The sequence below is a fragment of the Candidatus Binataceae bacterium genome (genome assembly GCA_035650475.1).
Classification (GTDB): Bacteria; Desulfobacterota; Binatia; order Binatales; family Binataceae; genus JAKAVN01.
Map to the genome: position 1 here is coordinate 589,171 of DASRHP010000009.1, position 18,995 is coordinate 608,165.

At 67.9% G+C, this 18,995-nt stretch carries 20 protein-coding genes; 3 read left to right on the forward strand and 17 right to left on the reverse strand.

From position 1 onward, the window contains the following. The 11 genes from VFB33_09015 to VFB33_09065 form a co-directional block, all read right to left on the reverse strand. Positions 1 to 987: a sulfotransferase gene (locus VFB33_09015; protein ID HZO81823.1), complete on the reverse strand. Its 987-nt coding sequence runs from the start codon at positions 985 to 987 to the stop codon at positions 1 to 3. Beyond that, on the reverse strand, positions 917 to 1,222 hold the full coding sequence (locus VFB33_09020; GenBank protein ID HZO81824.1) for a Rieske 2Fe-2S domain-containing protein: 306 nt from the start codon (positions 1,220 to 1,222) through the stop codon (positions 917 to 919). Before VFB33_09020 ends, VFB33_09015 begins: the two co-directional genes overlap by 71 nt. Before the next feature lie 86 nt (positions 1,223 to 1,308). Continuing rightward, on the reverse strand, positions 1,309 to 2,505 hold the full coding sequence (argJ, locus tag VFB33_09025; GenBank protein ID HZO81825.1) for a bifunctional glutamate N-acetyltransferase/amino-acid acetyltransferase ArgJ: 1,197 nt from the start codon (positions 2,503 to 2,505) through the stop codon (positions 1,309 to 1,311). A gap of 144 nt (positions 2,506 to 2,649) precedes the next feature. Then, positions 2,650 to 5,328, reverse strand: a complete 2,679-nt coding sequence (gene secA / locus VFB33_09030) for a preprotein translocase subunit SecA (GenBank protein HZO81826.1) — start codon at positions 5,326 to 5,328, stop codon at positions 2,650 to 2,652. Positions 5,329 to 5,414: 86 nt separating this feature from the next. Further along, on the reverse strand, positions 5,415 to 6,347 hold the full coding sequence (murI, locus tag VFB33_09035) for a glutamate racemase (protein HZO81827.1): 933 nt from the start codon (positions 6,345 to 6,347) through the stop codon (positions 5,415 to 5,417). Next, the gene (locus VFB33_09040) at positions 6,347 to 7,462 is read right to left on the reverse strand and encodes a hypothetical protein (GenBank protein HZO81828.1); all 1,116 of its coding nucleotides are present in this window, start codon (positions 7,460 to 7,462) and stop codon (positions 6,347 to 6,349) included. Before VFB33_09040 ends, murI begins: the two co-directional genes overlap by 1 nt. Next, positions 7,452 to 8,006, reverse strand: coding sequence for a hypothetical protein (locus tag VFB33_09045; GenBank protein HZO81829.1), 555 nt, complete (start codon positions 8,004 to 8,006; stop codon positions 7,452 to 7,454). Before VFB33_09045 ends, VFB33_09040 begins: the two co-directional genes overlap by 11 nt. Before the next feature lie 30 nt (positions 8,007 to 8,036). Then, positions 8,037 to 8,969, reverse strand: coding sequence for a glycosyltransferase family A protein (locus tag VFB33_09050; GenBank protein HZO81830.1), 933 nt, complete (start codon positions 8,967 to 8,969; stop codon positions 8,037 to 8,039). Beyond that, complete coding sequence (gene yihA, locus VFB33_09055; protein ID HZO81831.1) at positions 8,966 to 9,595, reverse strand: ribosome biogenesis GTP-binding protein YihA/YsxC; 630 nt, start codon at positions 9,593 to 9,595, stop codon at positions 8,966 to 8,968. Before yihA ends, VFB33_09050 begins: the two co-directional genes overlap by 4 nt. Positions 9,596 to 9,827: 232 nt before the next feature. Beyond that, positions 9,828 to 11,381 (reverse strand): amidohydrolase family protein, encoded by a 1,554-nt coding sequence (locus VFB33_09060; GenBank protein HZO81832.1) that lies wholly within the window; start codon positions 11,379 to 11,381, stop codon positions 9,828 to 9,830. Between the two features lie 68 nt (positions 11,382 to 11,449). Continuing rightward, positions 11,450 to 11,914, reverse strand: coding sequence for a YbhB/YbcL family Raf kinase inhibitor-like protein (locus VFB33_09065; protein HZO81833.1), 465 nt, complete (start codon positions 11,912 to 11,914; stop codon positions 11,450 to 11,452). Between the two features lie 398 nt (positions 11,915 to 12,312). Here VFB33_09065 and VFB33_09070 point away from each other — a divergent pair, with 398 nt between their 5' ends. Continuing rightward, positions 12,313 to 12,537: a helix-turn-helix domain-containing protein gene (locus VFB33_09070; GenBank protein ID HZO81834.1), complete on the forward strand. Its 225-nt coding sequence runs from the start codon at positions 12,313 to 12,315 to the stop codon at positions 12,535 to 12,537. Positions 12,538 to 12,657: 120 nt separating this feature from the next. Here the strand turns inward: VFB33_09070 and VFB33_09075 are convergent, their stop codons facing one another. From VFB33_09075 to pyrF, 4 genes are all read right to left on the reverse strand, one after another. Continuing rightward, positions 12,658 to 13,431: an SDR family oxidoreductase gene (locus tag VFB33_09075; protein ID HZO81835.1), complete on the reverse strand. Its 774-nt coding sequence runs from the start codon at positions 13,429 to 13,431 to the stop codon at positions 12,658 to 12,660. Between the two features lie 34 nt (positions 13,432 to 13,465). Next, a complete protein-coding gene (locus tag VFB33_09080; protein HZO81836.1) occupies positions 13,466 to 13,885 on the reverse strand; it encodes a DUF1634 domain-containing protein in 420 nt (139 codons plus the stop codon). After that, entirely contained in the window at positions 13,875 to 14,705 is an 831-nt protein-coding gene (locus VFB33_09085; GenBank protein HZO81837.1) for a sulfite exporter TauE/SafE family protein, read from the reverse strand. Before VFB33_09085 ends, VFB33_09080 begins: the two co-directional genes overlap by 11 nt. A gap of 172 nt (positions 14,706 to 14,877) precedes the next feature. After that, on the reverse strand, positions 14,878 to 15,675 hold the full coding sequence (pyrF, locus tag VFB33_09090) for an orotidine-5'-phosphate decarboxylase (GenBank protein ID HZO81838.1): 798 nt from the start codon (positions 15,673 to 15,675) through the stop codon (positions 14,878 to 14,880). Between the two features lie 255 nt (positions 15,676 to 15,930). Between pyrF and VFB33_09095 the strand changes: the two genes are divergently transcribed. Both VFB33_09095 and arsM read left to right on the forward strand, forming a co-directional pair. Continuing rightward, positions 15,931 to 16,281 carry a metalloregulator ArsR/SmtB family transcription factor gene (locus VFB33_09095; GenBank protein HZO81839.1) on the forward strand — a complete coding sequence of 117 codons (351 nt, stop codon included), beginning with the start codon at positions 15,931 to 15,933 and terminating at the stop codon, positions 16,279 to 16,281. A 34-nt stretch (positions 16,282 to 16,315) separates the two neighbouring features. Further along, a complete protein-coding gene (gene arsM, locus VFB33_09100; protein ID HZO81840.1) occupies positions 16,316 to 17,143 on the forward strand; it encodes an arsenite methyltransferase in 828 nt (275 codons plus the stop codon). Positions 17,144 to 17,178: 35 nt separating this feature from the next. On the opposite strand, the gene VFB33_09105 is transcribed toward arsM, so the two are convergent. Together VFB33_09105 and VFB33_09110 are read right to left on the reverse strand one after the other, a co-directional pair. Beyond that, a complete protein-coding gene (locus VFB33_09105; protein HZO81841.1) occupies positions 17,179 to 18,462 on the reverse strand; it encodes a competence/damage-inducible protein A in 1,284 nt (427 codons plus the stop codon). Between the two features lie 57 nt (positions 18,463 to 18,519). Beyond that, the gene (locus VFB33_09110) at positions 18,520 to 18,987 is read right to left on the reverse strand and encodes a phosphatidylglycerophosphatase A (GenBank protein HZO81842.1); all 468 of its coding nucleotides are present in this window, start codon (positions 18,985 to 18,987) and stop codon (positions 18,520 to 18,522) included. Positions 18,988 to 18,995 lie beyond the last annotated feature (8 nt).

Consider the following 18,995-nt stretch of genomic DNA (forward strand, 5'->3'; position numbering starts at 1 on the left):
CTATCGCACCGGCGTTCTCCACGCCGAGAGATCCCGGCCGAGCATCGCTTCGAGCGCTTCGATCTCGGGCCGCAGACGCTTGCGCAGCCGGCGTTCGAGGGCGGGGTCGAGCGGGCCGAATTCGCCGCCGCCGCGAAAGGCGAAGCGCCATAGGCCGGCCTTGCGCAGCACGGTTATCGCGGTGCGCGCGCCGCGGGCCTGAAGCCACTGGCGCAGTCGCCACGCCTGCTCGGCGAGTATCGCGACCCTGGGCCCGTGGGTGACGCTGTTGACCCGCTTGTTCAGCAACGGCGAGCCCGCAAGCGAAATCGCGGGAATCCCGATGAATTCACAGATCGAATCCAGAAAGCGCTGCGGGTCGGCTTCGAGGTCGTCATAGAGCGCGACCAGCACGTTCTCCTGGCCGACGCGTTCGCGCCAGCGCGCCAGGTGATGCGCATAGCGGTTGGCCTGGGTCGCCGGCAGCTCGCTGTACGTCAGCTGCTCGAATGTAACCCGCGTCCATCCGTTGTGCCGCATCAGGCGGTAGAACGAGTACAGTCGCTCGACCGGATCGCGCAAGGTGCAGATGATGCGACATCCGGGGATGTGGCGCGCGATCCGCTCGGGCGCCTCGGCGGCGGCGAAGTAGTTGGGCGAAATCTCGCCCGCCGGCAGCTTCGGATCGCATCCCGCGAACAGCTCCGCGTACCATTCCAACCCGCGGTCGTAATGGTCGGAGAAGAAGTCGGTCTCCTTGGTGTCGCGGGCGAGTCCGACGTGGCCGCTGAGCGCGCGGTAGAGCCAGGTCGTGCCGGTGCGCGGCGGGCCCACCGCTATGAAATCTGGCAGCCGCAGCGCCGACGATCGCCTGGGGGTCGCAGCCAATTCGGGCTCCATCAAGATGTGGAGACGCGTTGCCTCCGCGGCAAAAGCTTCAGGCCTCGACCAGCACGTCGTCGCCGTCCACGCGCACGGCGAAGCAGGCCACCTTGACGCTGGAGTCATCGAGGCTCTGCCCGTTGGTCACGTCGTACTCCCATCCGTGCCACGGGCATACCACCGTGGTGCCGTAGAGGTCGCCCTCGCCGAGCGGGCCGCCGCGATGGCGGCAGGTGTTGTCGATCGCGTAGAACTTGCCGCCGGCATTGAACAGCGCAATCTTGCGTCCGCCGAGTTCGACCGTCTTGCCGCTGCCGTCGGGAATTTCGTCGCGCCGGGCGACTTTGACGAAGCTTGCCACCGGCCGCCTACCTCCGTTCGCGCGCCGATTGTATTGGGCGGGCGCGCCCGGATGCAACGTCACCCATTCGCGCGTACGCGCCGTCTTTACGTCGTGTATTCGGCGTTGATCTTGACGTAGTCGTAGCTCAAATCGCAGGTCACGATTTGGGCGCGCGCTTTGCCCAGGCGCAGATCGACGGTCACACCGAACTCGCGCTCCTTCATCCGCGCTGCCGCGTCGGCCAGCGCCTCGGTATGCAGCGCACCATGGCTGGCGATCCGGATTCCGCCGAGGCTGACTTCGAGCTTTTCCAGATCGAGCGCCACCCCCGCCTTGCCGGCCGCCATTACGATTCGCCCGAAATTCGGATCGCATCCGAAGAACGCCGTCTTGACCAGCGGCGAGTTGGCGATCTGGCGCGCGATCCGCTCCGCGTCGGCAGCACGGCGCGCGCCCCGCACCTCGACCGTGACGAGCTTGGTCGCGCCTTCGCCGTCGCGCACCAGCTCGCGCGCGAGCACCGCAGCGACCTCGGCTGCCGCCGTGTTGAAGGCGGCGAGGTCGCGGCCTGTGAGCTCATGCCCGCCGGCCGCGCCGCTGGCGAGCATCAGCAGCGTGTCATTGGTGGACATGTCGCCGTCAACCGTGATCGCGTTGAAGCTCGACGGCAGCGCGTGGGCGAGCGTGCGTTTGAGCTCGGGTGCGCGCACGGCGGCGTCGGTGACGATAAAGGCGAGCATGGTGGCCATCTTCGGCTCGATCATCCCCGCGCCCTTGGCGCATCCGGCAATCGTCACCTCGGCGCCGCCCAGGCGCAGTTGCGCCGAGGCGGTCTTGGGACGGGTGTCGGTGGTCATGATCGCGCGGGCAAAGTCGTCGAGCCCGTCGGCGGAGAGCGCGCCGATCGCGTGGCGGATACCGGCGCGATATTTCTCCAGCTCGTAGAGGTGGCCGATCACGCCGGTCGAGCAGGGCGCAACCGCCTCCGCCGCGCACCCGATTCCCGCCGCCAGCGCCGCGCACGAGTCCTGCGCAAGCTTGATTCCCGCGCGCCCGGTGAAGCAGTTGGCCGAACCCGAGTTCACCGCGATCGCCTGGAGCCGGCCGCGGCGCACGCGTTCCTGCGCGACCAGCACCGGCGCCGCCTTCACCCGGTTGGTGGTGAAGACGCCGGCGGCGGCGGCCGGGCGCTCGGCCACGATGATTCCGAGGTCCTTGCGTCCGGGCTCCTTGCGCAGGCCGGCGGCGACTCCCGCGAAGCGAAAGCCCTTGACCGGCCGAGGTTCGAGAATCACGTCCATCGCGCTGCGCCCTCCACGGAGCGGTTGGCGATTTATACGCGGCGCGACGGCGCGCGCGCAAGGAAGCCGCGCGGAAACAGGTCGCGGGCGGGGGCAGGTCGCCAGTTATGCAAGCTTACGCGGAGCGGGAAGGCTTGCAGGCGCCTACTTGCCGTGGCAGCGCTTGTACTTCTTGCCCGAGCCGCAGGGGCAGGGGTCGTTGCGGCCGACCTTTTCGCCGTCGCGCTTGACCGTGGCCGGCGCCGCCTCCTGCTGGGTCTCGCCGCCGTGGCTCATCACGACGCGCTGCGGACGGTTCTGCTGCTCGAGCTGTTCGACGCTCTGCTCGCGCACGGTCTGCACCGAAAAGACCTTCTCGACGACGTCCGCCTGCATGGTGGCCATCATCGCCTCGAACATCGTGAAGCCCTCTTTCTGGTACTCGACCAGCGGGTTGAGCTGGGCATAGCCGCGCAGGCCGATGCTCTCCTTGAGATGGTCCATCGTGAGCAGATGGTCCTTCCAGAGCGAATCGAGCGTCTGGAGCATCACGATTTTCTCGATCTGGCGCATCACCGGCGGCGTGAACTCCTGCTCGCGCTGCTCGTAAAGCGCGCGCACGCGCTCGCCGGCGATTTCGACGAGGTCGTCGGGATGCTCGATCGAGCGGCCGTTGGCGTTCTCGCGGAAGTTGAAGTGGAAGTGGAACTGCTTGTAGAAGGCATCCTCGATCGCCTTCCAGTTCCATTCCGCGGAGTCCTCCTCGGCGCTGGCGTGGGCGGCGACGATCTCCTCGATCAGCGCGTCGCACATGTCGAAGATGTCTTCCTTCAGCGGCGCGCCCGAGAGCAGTTCCTTGCGCCGATGGTAAACCACCTCGCGCTGACGGTTCATCACGTCGTCGTACTCGAGCAGGTGCTTGCGGATGTCGAAGTTGTGCGCCTCGACCTTCTTCTGCGCGTTCTCGATCGCCTTGCTGATCCAGCGGTGCTCGATCGGGACGCCGTCCTCCATCCCGATCCGCCCCATCAGCCCCTTGAGCCGGTCGGCGCCGAAAATTCGCAAGAGGTCGTCCTCGAGCGAGAGATAGAAGCGCGAGCTGCCGGGGTCGCCCTGGCGTCCCGAGCGGCCGCGCAGCTGGTTGTCGATCCGGCGCGACTCGTGGCGCTCGGTGCCGAGGATGTGCAGGCCGCCGGCCTTGAGCACCTGCTCGCGCTCGGCCAGACACTGCGCGCGGTACTTCTCGAGCGCGGCGCGGAAGTGCTCGTCGCCGGGGTCTCTGGTCCCGGCCTCAGCCGCGGCCATGAACTCGGGATTGCCGCCGAGCACGATGTCGGTGCCGCGGCCCGCCATGTTGGTCGAAATTGTCACCGCCCCAAGGCGCCCGGCCTGGGCGACGATCTCGGCCTCGCGCTCGTGGTTCTTGGCGTTGAGCACCGAGTGCCTGATGCCGGTCTTCTTGAGCTGCTCGGCGACCCGTTCGGACTTCTCGATCGACACCGTGCCGACCAGCACCGGCTGGCCCGCCTCGTGGCATTCCTTGATCTCCTCGATCACGGCGTCGAACTTTTCCTGCTCGGTCTTGTAGACGACGTCGTGATGGTCGAGGCGGATCATCGGCATGTTGGTCGGCACCACCACCACGTCGAGGTTGTAGATCTCCTTGAACTCCTGCGCCTCGGTGTCGGCCGTGCCGGTCATCCCGGCCAGCTTGTCGTACATCCGGAAGTAGTTCTGAAAGGTGATCGTGGCGAGGGTCTGGTTCTCGGATTCGATCTTGACCCCTTCCTTGGCCTCGACCGCCTGATGCAGGCCGTCGCTCCAGCGCCGCCCGGGCATCAGCCGCCCGGTAAATTCGTCCACGATCACCACCTGGCCATCCTTGACCACGTAATCGACGTCGCGCTTGAAGAGCGTGTGCGCCTTGGGCGCCTGGTTGACGTGATGGACGAGCAGGATGTTGCGCGGGTCGTAGAGGTTGCCCACGCCGAGCATCTGTTCGACCCGGCTCACGCCGTCTTCGGTCAGGACCGCCGTGCGCAGCTTCTCATCGACCGTATAGTGCTCCTCCGGGCGCAGCCGCGGGATCACGCGGTCAACGATGTAGTAGGTGTCGGTTGATTCCTCGGAGGCGCCCGAGATGATGAGCGGGGTGCGCGCCTCGTCGATCAGGATCGAATCGACTTCGTCAACGATCGCGTAATGATGTTCGCGCTGGACGTAGTCTTCCAGGTTGAACTTCATGTTGTCGCGCAGGTAGTCGAAGCCAAATTCGTTGTTCTGGCCGTAAGTGATGTCGCAGGCGTAGGCCGCCTTGCGCTCGGGGTCGGTCAGGCCGTGGACGATCACCCCGACGCTCAGCCCGAGGAACCTGTAGATACGGCCCATCCAGTCGGCGTCGCGCCGCGCCAGGTAGTCGTTGACGGTCACGATGTGGACGCCACGCCCGGTCAGCGCGTTGAGCACGGCCGGCAGCGTGGCTACCAGGGTCTTGCCCTCGCCGGTCTTCATCTCGGCGATCTTGGCCCGATGGAGCACGATGCCGCCGATGAGCTGGACGTCGAAGTGGCGCTGGCCGAGGGTGCGGCGCGCCGCCTCGCGCACGGTCGCGAAGACCTCGGGCAACGCCTCGTCCATCGCCTCTTCCCGGCGCTCGCGCTCCTCGATCGCGCTGATCTTCGCCTTCCACTCGGCGATGCGCGCGCGCAGGCGATCGTCGCTCTCCGCGGAAATTTCGGGTTCAAGGCGGTTGATCGCCTCGACCGTCGGCCGCATGCGTTTGAGCTCGCGGTCGTTCTTGGAGCCGAAGACCTTATGGGCGACAGCGGTCAGGGTTGAGGCCATTTCGTGAGAACCATTACTAGCGCCCGCTGACGGTCAGGATCGACGGGCTGTCCAACACTTCATTGTACCTGAGCGCGGTGTGCTTTTCAGCGCTCGATGCGCACGGCGGAATCGACCTGCGGGCCGAGGAAACGCCTTCCCACGCGCACGAAGCGGTCGGGCGACTCGGTGATGAAGAAGCTCAGCGCGCCACGCCCCTCGCGGCGCATCAGCCCGAGCGCACCCAGCCGCGTGCGCACGGCGGCGGCGGTCGCGCTTGCCGAATCGACCAGCCGCACGCCGGCGCCCAGCACGCGGCGGAAAAGTTCGCTCAGCAGCGGATAATGGGTGCATCCGAGCAGCAGCGTGTCGATGCCGCTCTGCTTGAGACTCTCCAGGTAGTAGGCGACGGTGCGCTCGGCCACCTCGCCCTCGGTCCATCCCTCCTCGACCAGCGGCACCAGCAGCGGGCAGGCGCGGGTATAGAGCTCGACGCCCGCGCGCAGGCCCTGGATCGTGCGGGTGTATGCGCCCGAGGCGATCGTCGCCTCGGTGCCGATAACCCCGATCTTGCCCGAGCGCGAGGCGGCGACCGCGGCGCGCGCGCCGGGCTCGATCACGCCGATCACGGGCACCACGGTGTCGCGCGCGATCTCCTCCAGCGCGACCGCGCTTGCCGTATTGCACGCGATTACCAGCATCTTGATCCCTTTGGCGAGCAAAAAGCCAGTGTTCTCGCGCGAGTATTGCACGATGACCTCGCGCGACTTGGTGCCGTAGGGCAGACGCGCGGTGTCGCCGAGATAGATGAAATCCTCGTGCGGCAGCGCGGCGGCGAGCGCCTTGAGCACGGTGAGCCCGCCAATACCGGAGTCGAAGACGCCGATCGGACGGGCGCGATTGTCCACCGCCGCGCGCACGGCCCTGCCGTTGGCGAGCGCCAGGCCCGAGCGCGCGGGGCCGGCGCGGCGCGGGCGCGGCGGCGATCCCTGGCCGCCGCCGCGCCCGCGCCCGCCAACCTTGCCGTCGCGCGCGCCCATCAGCGCTCCGCCCCCGCCGTCCCGACGGTGGCGAGCTGCGCGCCCAGCGCCGCCACCGGCGTCGGTGCGCGGCCGAGCACGCGGCGATGGATGCTTGGCGGCTCCATGCAGAGGTAGCGCGTGATCGCGGGGTTGGCCGCCGCGATCCGGCGCTCCAGCGCGCGCAGCAGCCCAACTCGCAGCGGCGTGAAGGTGCGGTAGCGCCCGTCGGGCGCCAGCACCTCCTCGCCGCACAGCAGCGGGTCGCGTGGATGGCGCCGGCGCGCGGCCGCGCGCAGCGCCGGCGTCATCCGCAGCCCGCCCAGACTGACGAAGGAGATCCGCGCGGGCGCAATCGTGTCGAACAGCTCGTCGAGCAGCGCCAGGTAGTCGCGCTCGGCTTCGGGATAGGCGATCACGGGGTCGAGATGGAAGCCGAGCCGGTAGCCCGCGTCGAGCACCCGGTGCGCAGCCGCAAGGCGCGCGGCCGGCGGGGCCGTGCGATGTTCCGCCAGCGCGAAGACCCGCTGCGGCGAGAGTGTCCACGAGACCAGCGTACGGCCGCGCGGATCGACTGCGAGCAGGTTGTCGATTTCGTCGGTCTTGGTCTTGAGTTCGAGCGTCAGCCCGTCGCGCGCCGCGAAGTATTCGACCAGGTCGCGCGCGATCCCGGTCATCCGGTCAAAGGCCAGCGAATCGGCAAGCTCGCCGGTGCCGACCCGCAGGCTGCGCCCGCCCGCGCGCCGGCGCATCCGCTCCAGCTCGTCGAAGGCGTCGGCGTAGTTCGCATAGACCTGTAAGCCGGGATTGTCGGCAAGGTATTCCTGCAGGAAGCAGTAGCTGCAATCCATCGGGCAGTTCGACGCGAGCACCAGCACCAGGTAGCCACAGCAGGCGAAGTCGGCCGCGCCCGCCGGACAGGCCATCAGGAACGGCGCCCGCCGGCGCATCACGACCATTCGCCGCTTGCCCGCGCCGAACGGGTCGGCCGCGCCGGCGGCGGGGCGCGCGGCCTCGCGCCCGTCGACGACGTAACGGATCGATACGCCGTGCGCCGCGCGGCTCGAAACGCGGGCGGCGAGCACGCTCGCGCGGCATCCCTCCTCGATTACGATTTCGTCCAGTTCAAAGCTCATCTGGCTCAGACCCCTCGCCGCCGAGCATCCCAACTATCCGTTCGAGGCCTCGCGCGCTGCGCTCAAGCGCCGCTATCGACTCGCCAAGCTCTGCCGCGCTGCGCGCCCGGATCTCGATTCGCAACTCGTCCGAAGCGAGGTCCCTGGGCAGCACGACCGTTACCGTGCGCGGCAGCCTGAGCGCCGCGACCTCCGCCTTCACCCGTTCCAGCGCGCGCGCCAGGCGCGGAAAGCGCGTCGCGCGCAGCGCCTGGACAAAGACGCGTGCGCGCGCCGGCGCCGATCCGGCCCCTTCAAGTATCCGTTTGAGCGCGGGGCGGGCAAGCACGGCGCCGACCGTCTCGCCCTCGACCAGCGCAATCTCATCGAGCATGGTCAGCGCCTCGTGCAACTGCCCCACCCGCAGCCGCAGGGCGCGCGCCGCCTCGAGCAGCGCGGCCGCGCTCCTCTCGTCGAGCTTGAGCCAGCGCTCCAGATGCGCTCGATCCACGCGGCGCTGTGCCGCCCACGCGCGTATCGCCTCCGCAAGCGCCGGCTCGTTCATCGATGCGCTCGCTTGCTCCTCAGCAGGCGCTCAGGGGACGCCCGCCCCCCTGGAGACAGTGAGCGTCGCGCGCATCCGCGCGATCGCCCGACCCAACTCGGCGTCCGGCGCGCGGCGCCATCGCTCGACCGCCGCACGTCCCGCCGCGATGAAGAAGGCGGCATCGGCCGCGCGTCCGCGGCATGCGAGCCCGTGGGCGTAGATGGCGCACTTTTCCTCCATCACTTCGGCGGCTGCGGCACGCCGCTCGGCATCAAGGGTGCCGTCGCCGAGCAGCTTTGCCAGCGCAAGGATACGGAAGCGGTCGAGGGCGGGAATCGTGGCCGAGAGCTGTCCCGGATGTCCCGCACGGCGGGTCACCAGCGGCTCGTCGAGCAGGCCGACCGGATGACGCGCCAGGATTCTCAGCCACAGGTCGTAGTCTTCGCACGCCGCCATCGCCTCGTCGAAGCCGCCCGCCTCGTCGAGCAGGGCGCGCTTGACAATCACGGCCGAGGGACTGATGAGGCAGGTGCGCAGCGCGTCGGCGAAAAAGTAGCCTGGGCGCTTGAGATGGCGGCGGCCGGGATTGACGCGCTGCCCGTTGCGGAGCCACAGCTCGGCGGTCTGCGAAATCGCCAGATGTGGATTGGCGCGCATGAAGGCGCTCTGGCGCGCGAGCTTGTCGGGCGCCCACAGATCGTCCGAGTCGAGGAACGCGATCAGGCGCCCGCGGGCGAGCGCCAGCCCGCAATTGCGCGCGGCCGCCGGGCCGCGATTTGCAGTGCGGATTGCGCGAAGCGTCGAGTCGCCGCAGCCGGCGCGCCGCGCCAGGTCTTCCCACGTGCCGTCGGTCGAGCCGTCGTCAACCACGATCAGCTCGAAGCTTGCGCCGCGCTGGGCGAGGACCGAGGCGATCGCCTCGCGCACCATCGCGCGCCGGTTGTAGGTGGGCACGATTACGCTAATCTCGGGCGTCGTCATCGCGGCGCGGCGTCGGCGGCGCGCGTGCCGGACTGGTTGGCGGCGAGCAGATCCGGCGCGCGGCGCACGCATCGCAGGATGCGCTTGCGAAGGTCGTCGAGCCCTTCCTTGCTCAGCGCCGAGCACAGGATCGGCTCGACCCCGAGCGGCGCGAAGCGGCTAAGCGCGCCGATACGTTCCGAGCGACGCAGCTTGTCGCATTTGGTGGCGACGACGATCAGCGCAAGCCCGCGCCCGGCGGCGAGCGCGGCGAGGTCGGCTTCCTCCTTCCCGGGTCCGCGCCGCGCATCGACCAGCATCACCAGCGCGACGAGTTCGCGCCGCTCGTGCATATAGTGGCTCATCAGGGAGCCGACCCGTGCGGCCTCGTTGCGCGCCATTTTCGCGTAACCGTAGCCCGGCAGATCGACCAGCGCGAGGTCGTCGCCGACGGCGAAGAAGTTGAGTGCGCGGGTGCGTCCGGGCGTGCGCGAGGTGCGCGCCAGTTGCTTTACTCCCGCCAGCGCATTGAGCATCGAGCTCTTGCCGACGTTGGAGCGGCCGGCGAGTGCTACCTCCGCCCGCGCCCATCGCGGGTACCCCTGCGGCGTCACCGCCGAGGTCACGAATTTCGCGTCGAGCCGCATCGAGTCCGCGCGGCGCGCGCCGCGCACGACCAGCTTAGCGTGCCGGACACCAATAGCACGAGCGGCGGTGGGACGGTCGGGCCGCGAGCCACCAACTCGTCACCCGCGCCGCAGAGCCGCCGGCGTAAGGGATGGTACCCGAGGCCGACTGGGAGTGCGGCGCGCGTCGGGACCTCGCCGCCCGGGTGGTCCATGCGCACTCGATTGGTTTTTCGCCGGGCGGACGTGCGCGTTACTTCACTCGCGACCCCGGTCGTGCTCCGAGCATGCCGCCTGAGGCGCCTGTCACCGTTTGCTCCCCGCCCGCGCCATCCTGCGCGTGCCAGCCGGCAAGCAATTCGTCAACCGCGCGCTCCACGACAGTGCCCTTGAAGAAGTCAGGATTCATCCCGGCGTGCAGCTTCACCGGATTGACGAAGACGAACTCGCGAAAGTCGCCCTCCGTGATCAGCCCTTCTTCGACCAGCTCGTAGGCCTCTGCGGTGGCGTTGCGCATGTCGGCGAGGTCGCGATGGCCGATGTCGGAGCCGTAGATCGCGTTGAGCTTGACGCCGAGGGGAGTGCGGCGAGTGTCGAAGGCCCATGGGGTAACGCGGTCGTCGCCCTCGCATCCGAAGAAGAAGTTGGGCACGAAACGCTCGCGCACGTCGGCGGGCTGGGTGATGCCGGCGAGGGCGAATTCGTCGAGGTCGGCTGGGTCCTCCGGCCGTCCCCACATGACGTCGCTGACCTCGTCGGCGCTCTTTGGGAATTTTTCATAGAAGCGGCTGCCGCCGTACTGGAGACAGAGCGCGCGGAAGAGCTGACGGTCGAGATTGGCGGGATCGAACTGCGCCAGCGCATGCATGCCGTGCATCTTGAAATGCCCGATCAGGTCGCCGTACAGCACGCGCGCCCATCCGACGCCGCCCTCCTGGAAAGCGAAGCGCAAGGCGGGAAAGCGGCGCGTGACGCCGCCAAAAAAGAGCGACTTGCAGATAGCCTCGGCGGTCGCGGCGAAGTGGCCGATGTGGTTGTACATGAAGTTGGAGATCGAGTTGCGAAAGCCGATGCCTGTGCCCTTGCAATGGAAGGTCGGCGCGACCTTCAGCTCCAGGCATTTCGCCCACACCGGATCGTAGTCGTACTCGCTGTCGAGCGCGAAGGTGTCGAACCATACGAGCCGCCGTTCGAGCTCGGGAGCGCGCGCGGCCAGTGCCGGGATCGGCCGGCGCACGTAGGCGGGCATTACGATCGCCTTGTAGCCGAGCCCGCGCACCGCATGCTCCAGCTCGTCGAGCGCCTCGACCGGCGTATGCATCGGGATTGTTGCCACCGGCGTAAGCCGATCCCGGTAGGGGCGGAAGATCTCCGCGTGATAATTGTTGAGGGCGCGGCACGCGGAGCGTCGCAGGTCCTCCTCCCAGATGGCCGGCGAATTGAGCCCGACGCTCGGGTAGATGATCGAGAAATCGAGCCCCATTTCGTCGAGCCGCTCATGCATCAGCGCGGGCAGCGAGCTGGTCGCACGGTCGAGCGTATTGCGGGTCGGATGCGCCCACCAGTTGGGACGCATCGCGCGCTGCGCGCGCCGCTCGGCGGGCGAGAGTTGATGCCAGCCGAAATGGAAGCCGATATCCGGCGAGCGTTTGAAGCGCTCGACCATCGCGATGCCGCCGAGCGCGGCCAGATGGTCGAAGAAGAGCGGCTCGAACTCGGCCGCGTGTCCGTCGGTGTCTATTATCGGGTGGCCCAGGCGCGCGCGAATCGCGGCCGAGCGGCTGGCGGCCTGCGGTGCTGCATCCATCGCGGCTTACCTCCAAGGCGGCCGCAAGTTGCGCCGGCCGAACCGCTCTCAGGCGTGAGTAGCGGTTCCTAGCGCGCGAAAGTTCCGACCAACTCGGCCTCGGCCCTGACGTGCCGTCGGCTGGCGGCCTCGACCTCGTCCGCGGTGGCTCCGGGCTGCAAGTCGAGCCGCGTGTCGAGCGCCATCAGCCGGAAGTGGTAGTGATGGGCGGGACCGGGGGGCGGGCACGGACCCATGTAGCCGAGTTTGCCCAAGGTGTTGTTTCCTTGCAGCGCGCCGTCGGCGAGCCTTGCGGTCTGCGGCACACCGGCCTCCAAACCGGAGGCGGTAGCCGGGATATTGTAGATCACCCAGTGGACGAATGTCCCGCTCGGTGCGTCAGGATCCTTGACGATGAGCGCTAAAGTCTTAGCGCTGGCGGGAACTCCCTGCCAGCGAAGCGGCGGCGAGCCGGCGACAGAGCTTTTGCACGTGTATTGCTCTGGAATCGGTCCTTTGGAGGCAAAAGCCGGGCTGGTGATCGTCAATTCCAATGAGTTTTGCGCGCCTGCTTGCGCGGCGCACAGGCCCGTGACTGTCAGCAGCGAGAAAGCGGCCAGGAGCGGAAAGCATAGAGCTGGCTTTGCGGGCGCGACGCATGGCTTCATATGGTGGATTCCTCGGCGTTGGACACATCGCATAGTGTCCAAACCGTGTTAGGCCTTGGTTAGAGAATAGTAGGCTGGGTAGGGCGAGGTGTACAGAGACAACTGTGGAAAGCTCTTCGGCAATCCGGCTTGCGTCCTCTTGACCAGCGCAGGCAGTTTTGCGAATGTCGCTTGCAGTCAAGGCAGGTTTAAGGTAGCATCGAAAACAGCTGGATATTAAAAGCGCAGCGTTTTCCGACCGTAAAGGGGGCGATGCCGGAAGACGACTGGGATTTGGAGAAACCATGGCTACAGAACCGAAGTACAATCTGCCCCGCGTGATGACGGTGAAGGAGCTTTCGGCTTATCTTCGCGTCCACCCGTCGACCATCTACAAGCTTCTGCGACGCGGCGAACTGCCGGGCTTTCGTATCGGCACCGACTGGCGTTTCAACGCCGAGGTCATCGATCGCTGGTGCCTTGAGCGCAACATGCGCCCCAGCGAAGCCGAAACCGTCCGCGGCAACTAGCGCACGATTTTCCGCACGTGGGCCGGCACCGACGACCGCGCTGGCCCGCGATGCGCGTCTCGCTGCAAAGAGACGCGTTCCGCCCGCGTGTCGCTGGCGGAAACCGCTGCAATCAGTCAGTCAGCGCGCTGCTTTCGGTAGCTGAGGCAGCTCGACGATTCGGGCGCCCGAGGGTCGCACCTCGAGCGCACGTCCGCAAAGCTTGTCGTCGCGTACCAGCCGGACGACGCCGTCCGCGATCTGTTCGGGCTGCAGAATCCGCTTAGGCATATTGATCTGATAGCCGCCGGATTGCTGCGCCTCGACCGCCTTGCGCACCAGCGGCGTATCGACGACTCCCGGACAGATGCAGTTGACGCGGATCCCGCGCCGCTGCGCCCACGACGCCAGCGAGTAAGTCAGGTTAACCACTCCCGCCTTGGCTGCGGCATAAACCGGATCCTCGACATACGGATATAGCCCGGCCATCGAGGCCGTATTGATGATCGCGCCTCCGCGCCCGCGTTCCATCAGCGGCGCCGCCAGGTAGCATCCCAGGATCACCGCCTGCAAGTCGATATCGAGCACCCGCCGCCAGCGCTCGAGGGTGCATTGCGGGAAGCCCGGCGATCCGACCGCGATACCGGCGTTATTGTGCAAGATGTCGAGCGCGCCGAAGGTGGCGACCGCCCGCTCGAGCATCCGCTGCGCCTGCTCAGCGTCGGTCACGTCGGCAAGCACCGACGCCGCACGCCCGCCACCGCCTTCGATCATCGCGACAGTTTCGTGCGCGCTGCGTTCGTCGAGGTCGGCGACCATCACTGCCGCGCCCTCGGCGGCCAGCCGTACGGCGGTGGCGCGCCCGATCCCCGAGCCGCCGCCAGTGACAACCGCAACTTTCCCCTTGATTTCCATCAGCTTTGCTCCAAGTCGTGCGAGCAGTCGTTGGCTAGCCGACTCTGCCCAGGACGACGCCGAAAATCAGCCCCGCGAGCACGTACGCGGTCAGCAGAACATAAGTGTAGTCGCGCTCCTTGAGGAAGAGCAGGAAGCAGAACCCCACGCGCGCGAGCGGCACCAGCGTCAGCACCATCAGGCCGATTGTCATGATCCCGTGCGGGTTGCCGTGGAACGCGCTTATCGCAAGGTCCGACCACGCTTCGCGCTGTTCATAGGGGCCGCCGTTTTGCAGGCGGCGGAAGTGGGCGACGTAATAGCCCGGGCTTTGCCAGGCCATGCTGAACAGGCCGCCGACGAGGACCACGATAGCGGCGACCAGGATGGTGCGCAGGATAATGGGAGTCCAGACGCGGAGGATGCGTTCCTCGTCGGCTCCCGTGTCGATCGGTCTCCTCAGCTCAGAAGCCACTTAACGCCCGCCATCCCATCTCGACCGCTATAAGCACCAGGATCGCGACAAACATCGTCCGCAGCGCCTGCACGTTGACGTAGGGCAGGACGCGGCTGCCGGTGAGCGCGCCAGCGGTGACCCCGAGCGCGACCGGCGCCGCGATAACGGTGGCGATATCGCCGCGGGCGAGGAAGACCAAGGCGCCCGCGCCGGCGGTGACGCCGATCATAAAGTTGCTGGTCGCACTCGAAACCTTGAGCGGCAGATGCATGACGTAATCCATCGCCATCACCTTGAGCGCGCCCGAGCCGATCCCGAGCAGCCCTGACATCAGCCCCGCCACCACCATCAGCATCGCGCCGCCCGGGACATTGACCACGCCGTAATGGATCTCCTCGCGCTCACCGTCGGCCGGCATCGCGCCGCCCAGTTGCAGGCGGGCGGCCAGCGGATCGCTGCGCTCAACGATCGAGTCGCCGACTTTTTTGACCGTGAAGTAGGCCGATTGCAGCATCATCAGCGCGAACAGCAGCTCGAGCGCCCACCCTGGGATGATCCCGGCCAGGTAGGCGCCCGTGACCGCGCCGGTGACCGTCGCGCACTCCAGCACCATCGCCACCCGCAGGTTGGTCCAGCCGTCGCGCACGAAGGCGACGCTGGCGCCGGCGCTGGTTGCGACCACCGATATCATGCTGGCGCCGACCGCCACCTGCATCGGGACATGCGCGAAAATCAGCAGCGCGGGAACGATAAAGACGCCGCCGCCGAGGCCGGAGAGCGCTCCCACGAAGCCCGCGCCGGCCGCGAGCGCAAGCAGGCCGCCCATGATCGTCAGCATCGGTTGCCGTACTCCCCGGACATCAGCCCCCTACAATACGCGTGCCGAGGAACGAATCGAACCGTTGCCGAGCAAATTCACGCGGCGCTCGTGATAGATGCACGCCGATTGCTTGGTCAGGCCGGCGGTGACGGTGGCCTCGCAGGCCGCGGAGTTGCGCAACCGGCCACCTTCAAAACGGACGCGAGGGGTAGAGTTCGAGCGCGAGCCGCGGATTGGCGCGCAGCCCGCGTTCCATCTCGTCGGTGATCTCGCGCACCGCGCGCAGCGGCTCGGCGGCGCGCCAGATGGGGCCGCTGACGACGAGGTAGTCAGCGCCGGCACGTACCGCCTCGGCGGCGCCGAACGGATACTCGGCGGCCTCCCATCCGCGGCTGCGTCCGAGTCCCGAGCTGATCACGACGAAGCGTCGGCCGCACGCCGCGCGCACGCGCGCGGTCTCATGCGGCGAGGTCAGCACACCGTCAAGCGCGGCGTCGAGCGCGAGCTTGGCCAACTGCACGACACGCCGTGGCGCCCAACCGTCGGCGGGCGGTTGGGCGCCGCGGCTGAGCCCGGCCAGCATCGCGACCGCCACGATCTGCGGGCGGCGCAGACCCTCGCCGCGGCAAATGCGCGTCACCTCGCCGCGCACCCGTTCCATCATCTCGAGGCTGCCCTGCGGATGGAGGTCGAACATGCGTACGCCCAGCCTGGTGGCCTCGACCGCCGCCTTGCATACGGCGGGCGGGCTGTCGTGAAACCTAAGGTCGAGGAAGACCTCGCCGCCGCGGCGCCGGATCTCGCGCACGAATTCGGGCCCGCTGCTGAGGTAGAGCGGCTTGCCGACCTTGAACATTCCAACCACGCGCGCCAGCTCATCGACCAGGCGCAGCGCCTCGCGCGGCGTGCCGAGGTCGAGCGAGACGATCACGCGCTCGCGCAGGGCGCCGTGGCGGATCAGGCTGGAAAATGGCCAGTACTGCGTCATCGCTGCCGCTCAACCCATCAAATGATGCCAACGGCTTGCGATGTCAAGGCGCGGCCGTCGGGCGCCCGCGGCCGGAAGCTCGCCCAGACGCCGGCGACAGAGTTTCAGGCGCGCCGGCGCCAGGGCGTTCACGGACATGGTCCTGGTCGCAACGCGCGTGTGGGGCTCCGTTGGCGAAGTCCGCGAACCGCGGCGGCCGCCTGGCGACAGTCCAGGCTTGACCTCTGCGGGTCGGGCATTTATCGTAGATTTACGATGAAAGCTCGGGCTGTCGAACCTCTGTCGAAGCGCCCGCCGTCCGGCCCCGGCGAAGCGTCCGCCAGCGCCCAAGGCGTCGCGGCGGCCGACGAGGAGCTGGCGCGGCTGGCGCGCGCGCTTGGCCATCCGGCGCGCGTGCGGATCGTCCGCCTGCTCGAGGCGCGCAACGGCTGCGTATGCGGCGAGCTGGTCGAGGCGATTCCACTCGCCCAGTCCACGGTCTCGCAGCATCTCAAGGTGCTCAAGGAAGCGGGGCTGATCCAGGGCGAAATCGACGGCCCGCGGGTCTGCTATTGCCTGGTGCCGGCGGCGCTCAGGCGGCTGCGGATGCTGGTGGCAGCGCTGTGACTAAATCGTAACTCAACGAAGAGAGGTTCGGGTTATGGAAGAAGCGAAGCTCAAGGAAAAGGTGCGGGAAACCTACGCCGAAGCCGCACGCGGCGCCGCCCGCGCCGCCGGTTCATGCTGCGCAAGCGTGAGCTCCTGTTGCACCGATCCGATCACGTCGAATCTCTACGGCGCCGGCGAGGCGGACGCGGTCCCCGCCGCGGCGCTCGCGGCGTCGCTTGGATGCGGCAACCCGACCGCACTCGCCGAGCTCAAGCCGGGCGAGACCGTGCTCGACCTCGGTTCGGGGGGCGGGATCGACGTTCTGCTGTCGGCGCGTCGGGTGGGCCCCGCCGGCAAGGCCTACGGGCTCGACATGACCGACGAGATGCTCGAGCTTGCGCGCGACAACCAGCGCAAGGCCGGGGTCGCCAACGTCGAGTTTCTCAAGGGCGAGATCGAGAATATCCCGCTGCCCGACGCGTCGGTTGACGTGATCATCTCCAATTGCGTGATCAATCTGTCGGCCGACAAGGACAGCGTTTTGGCGGAGGCGCTGCGCGTGCTCAGGCCGGGTGGGCGGCTTGCGGTGTCGGATATCGTAATCCGCGGCGCGGTGCCGGTGGAAATCAAGCGCAGCGTCGAGCTATGGATGGGATGCTTGGCGGGCGCGCTGGAGGAATCCGACTATCGCGCGCGGCTCGAACGCGCGGGCTTCGAGGCGGTTGAAATCGAGCCGACGCGAATCTACTCGGCCGACGACGCGCGCAGAATGCTCGCGGGCTCCGGGCTGGACGTCGAGCGCATCGCGTCGATGGCCGACGGCAAGTTCATGAGCGCCTTTGTACGCGCACGCAAGCCCGTCCCGGTGGAAGTAGCCTAGAGGACGGGCTGGAAGACAGCCCGGAGAGCTGGAACTCACCGCCTGAAAGCGGCGGATTCGCTCAGCGGCAGGCCCAGCGCGTAGCGGCGCAGCCAGTCCAGTGCGACCTGCGAGGTCAACAGCTTCACCCAGTCGCGCGTGCCCCTGAACTGATAGCGGCGCGCGGCACGCGCCTCGCCGCCGACCAGCGCGATGCACACCGTGCCTACCGGGCGGTCGGCGCTGCCGCCGTCGGGCCCGGCGATGCCCGAGGTCGCGATCGCGAGGTCGGCGCCCGCGCGCTTGAGGGCCCCGGCCGCCATCTCGAGCACGCACTCCTCGCTCACCGCGCCGTGCTCCTTGAGCGTCTCCTTGCGCACGCCGAGCTCGGCCACCTTGAGCTCGTTGGCGTAGGTCACGAAGTCGCCGACGAAAAAACGCGAGCTGCCTGGCACGTTGGTCAGGCGATGGCCGATAAGGCCGCCGGTGCAGGATTCGGCGACCGCCAGCTTGTAGCCGCGCTCGACCATCAGCTTGGCGACCACCTCCTCCATCGAGGCGTCGCCCTCGGCGTAGATGAAGTTGGGGATGCGCTTGCGCACGCGCTCGCACAACTCCGCGAGCCGGCGCTCGGCCTCGCCCGGGCGGCCCTCGACGGTCACGCGCAGAGAGATCTGCGGGAAGCTTGCGCGAAAGGCGACCCGCGCCTCCTCCGGCTTGATCAGTCCGGCGACCGCCTCGTCGAGCGCGGATTCGCTGATGCCGAAGGTCTGGAAGACGCGCACGGCATAGATCGTGTCGACCCCGCGGTTCTCCTTGAGCCACGGGATCACCGTCTGCTCCATCATCGGCTTCATCTCGCGCGGCACGCCGGGGAGCACGACCAGGTGGCAGGTGCCGCCGTCGCGCGGCACCGCCATCCGGAAGCCCGGCGCGGTGCCGAGGGGGTTGCGGATGATCACGGCGCCCTCGGGGATATCGGCTTGCTTGAGGTTGTTCTCGGGCATCACGCGGTTGATCGAGGCGAAGATGCGCTTCATGTGCTCGACGCTCTCGGCGTCGCGCACGAGCGGCTTACCGGTGATGCGCGCGACGGTCTCGTTTGTCAGATCATCGGCGGTGGGGCCGATGCCGCCGGTCGAGACCACAACGTCGGCCATTCCGATCGCGGTGCGCCAGGCCCATTCCAGCCGCTCGGGCACGTCGCCCACCGTAATCACGGCGACGAGGTCGATGCCGATTTCGCTCAGCTTGTCGGCGAGGTAGTTGGAGTTGGTATCGACCACGCGGCCGGTGGTGAGTTCGTCGCCGGTGGAGAGGACAACCGCCTTCTGAATCATCGCTGGCTCCCTCGATCCGGCCGCGCCGGACCGCGCAAAGACGCCCGTGTGCCGCGCTCAGAGCGGGACCGCAAGGCAGAGCGCACGCAGCACGAGGTTCGCATATATGGCCGCCGCAACGTCGTCAAGCATCACCGCCGCACCGCCGCGCATCCGGCGGTCGATCGCGCGCGCGGGCTCGAGTTTGGCGATGTCGAAGAGCCGAAAGAGCGCGAAGCCGAGGGCGATTGCGGACCACGACGCCGGATTGAGGTACATCGTGATCGCCATTCCCACGATCTCGTCGATCACGATATGCGGGCTGTCGCATCGGCCGAGGATCTCCTCGGCGCGGCCGGCAAGCCAGCATCCGGCCGCGAACATCGCGGCGATAAGCGCGGTGCCGCCCACCGGCGAGCGACGCGTCAGCGGCGCGGTGACGGCCCATACCAGGAGCGCGCCGACTAACGAACCGGCGGTGCCGGGCGCGTAGGGCGCGTAGCCGCTGTACAATCCGGTCGCAAGAAAAGTGATCAGTGCGCGCATCGCGTGGC

Excerpts from the sequence above, each read along its gene's own strand:
- VFB33_09015 (HZO81823.1), bottom strand. The coding sequence starts at position 987 with ATGACTCCAGCGTCAAGGTGGCCTGCTTCGCCGTGCGCGTGGACGGCG.
- argJ (HZO81825.1), bottom strand. The coding sequence starts at position 2,505 with ATGGACGTGATTCTCGAACCTCGGCCGGTCAAGGGCTTTCGCTTCGCG.
- secA (HZO81826.1), bottom strand. The coding sequence starts at position 5,328 with ATGGCCTCAACCCTGACCGCTGTCGCCCATAAGGTCTTCGGCTCCAAG.
- murI (HZO81827.1), bottom strand. The coding sequence starts at position 6,347 with ATGGGCGCGCGCGACGGCAAGGTTGGCGGGCGCGGGCGCGGCGGCGGC.
- VFB33_09040 (HZO81828.1), bottom strand. The coding sequence starts at position 7,462 with ATGAGCTTTGAACTGGACGAAATCGTAATCGAGGAGGGATGCCGCGCG.
- VFB33_09045 (HZO81829.1), bottom strand. The coding sequence starts at position 8,006 with ATGAACGAGCCGGCGCTTGCGGAGGCGATACGCGCGTGGGCGGCACAG.
- VFB33_09050 (HZO81830.1), bottom strand. The coding sequence starts at position 8,969 with ATGACGACGCCCGAGATTAGCGTAATCGTGCCCACCTACAACCGGCGC.
- yihA (HZO81831.1), bottom strand. The coding sequence starts at position 9,595 with ATGCGGCTCGACGCGAAATTCGTGACCTCGGCGGTGACGCCGCAGGGG.
- VFB33_09060 (HZO81832.1), bottom strand. The coding sequence starts at position 11,381 with ATGGATGCAGCACCGCAGGCCGCCAGCCGCTCGGCCGCGATTCGCGCG.
- VFB33_09070 (HZO81834.1), top strand. The coding sequence starts at position 12,313 with ATGGCTACAGAACCGAAGTACAATCTGCCCCGCGTGATGACGGTGAAG.
- VFB33_09075 (HZO81835.1), bottom strand. The coding sequence starts at position 13,431 with ATGGAAATCAAGGGGAAAGTTGCGGTTGTCACTGGCGGCGGCTCGGGG.
- VFB33_09085 (HZO81837.1), bottom strand. The coding sequence starts at position 14,705 with ATGCTGACGATCATGGGCGGCCTGCTTGCGCTCGCGGCCGGCGCGGGC.
- pyrF (HZO81838.1), bottom strand. The coding sequence starts at position 15,675 with ATGACGCAGTACTGGCCATTTTCCAGCCTGATCCGCCACGGCGCCCTG.
- VFB33_09095 (HZO81839.1), top strand. The coding sequence starts at position 15,931 with ATGAAAGCTCGGGCTGTCGAACCTCTGTCGAAGCGCCCGCCGTCCGGC.
- arsM (HZO81840.1), top strand. The coding sequence starts at position 16,316 with ATGGAAGAAGCGAAGCTCAAGGAAAAGGTGCGGGAAACCTACGCCGAA.
- VFB33_09105 (HZO81841.1), bottom strand. The coding sequence starts at position 18,462 with ATGATTCAGAAGGCGGTTGTCCTCTCCACCGGCGACGAACTCACCACC.
- VFB33_09110 (HZO81842.1), bottom strand. The coding sequence starts at position 18,987 with ATGCGCGCACTGATCACTTTTCTTGCGACCGGATTGTACAGCGGCTAC.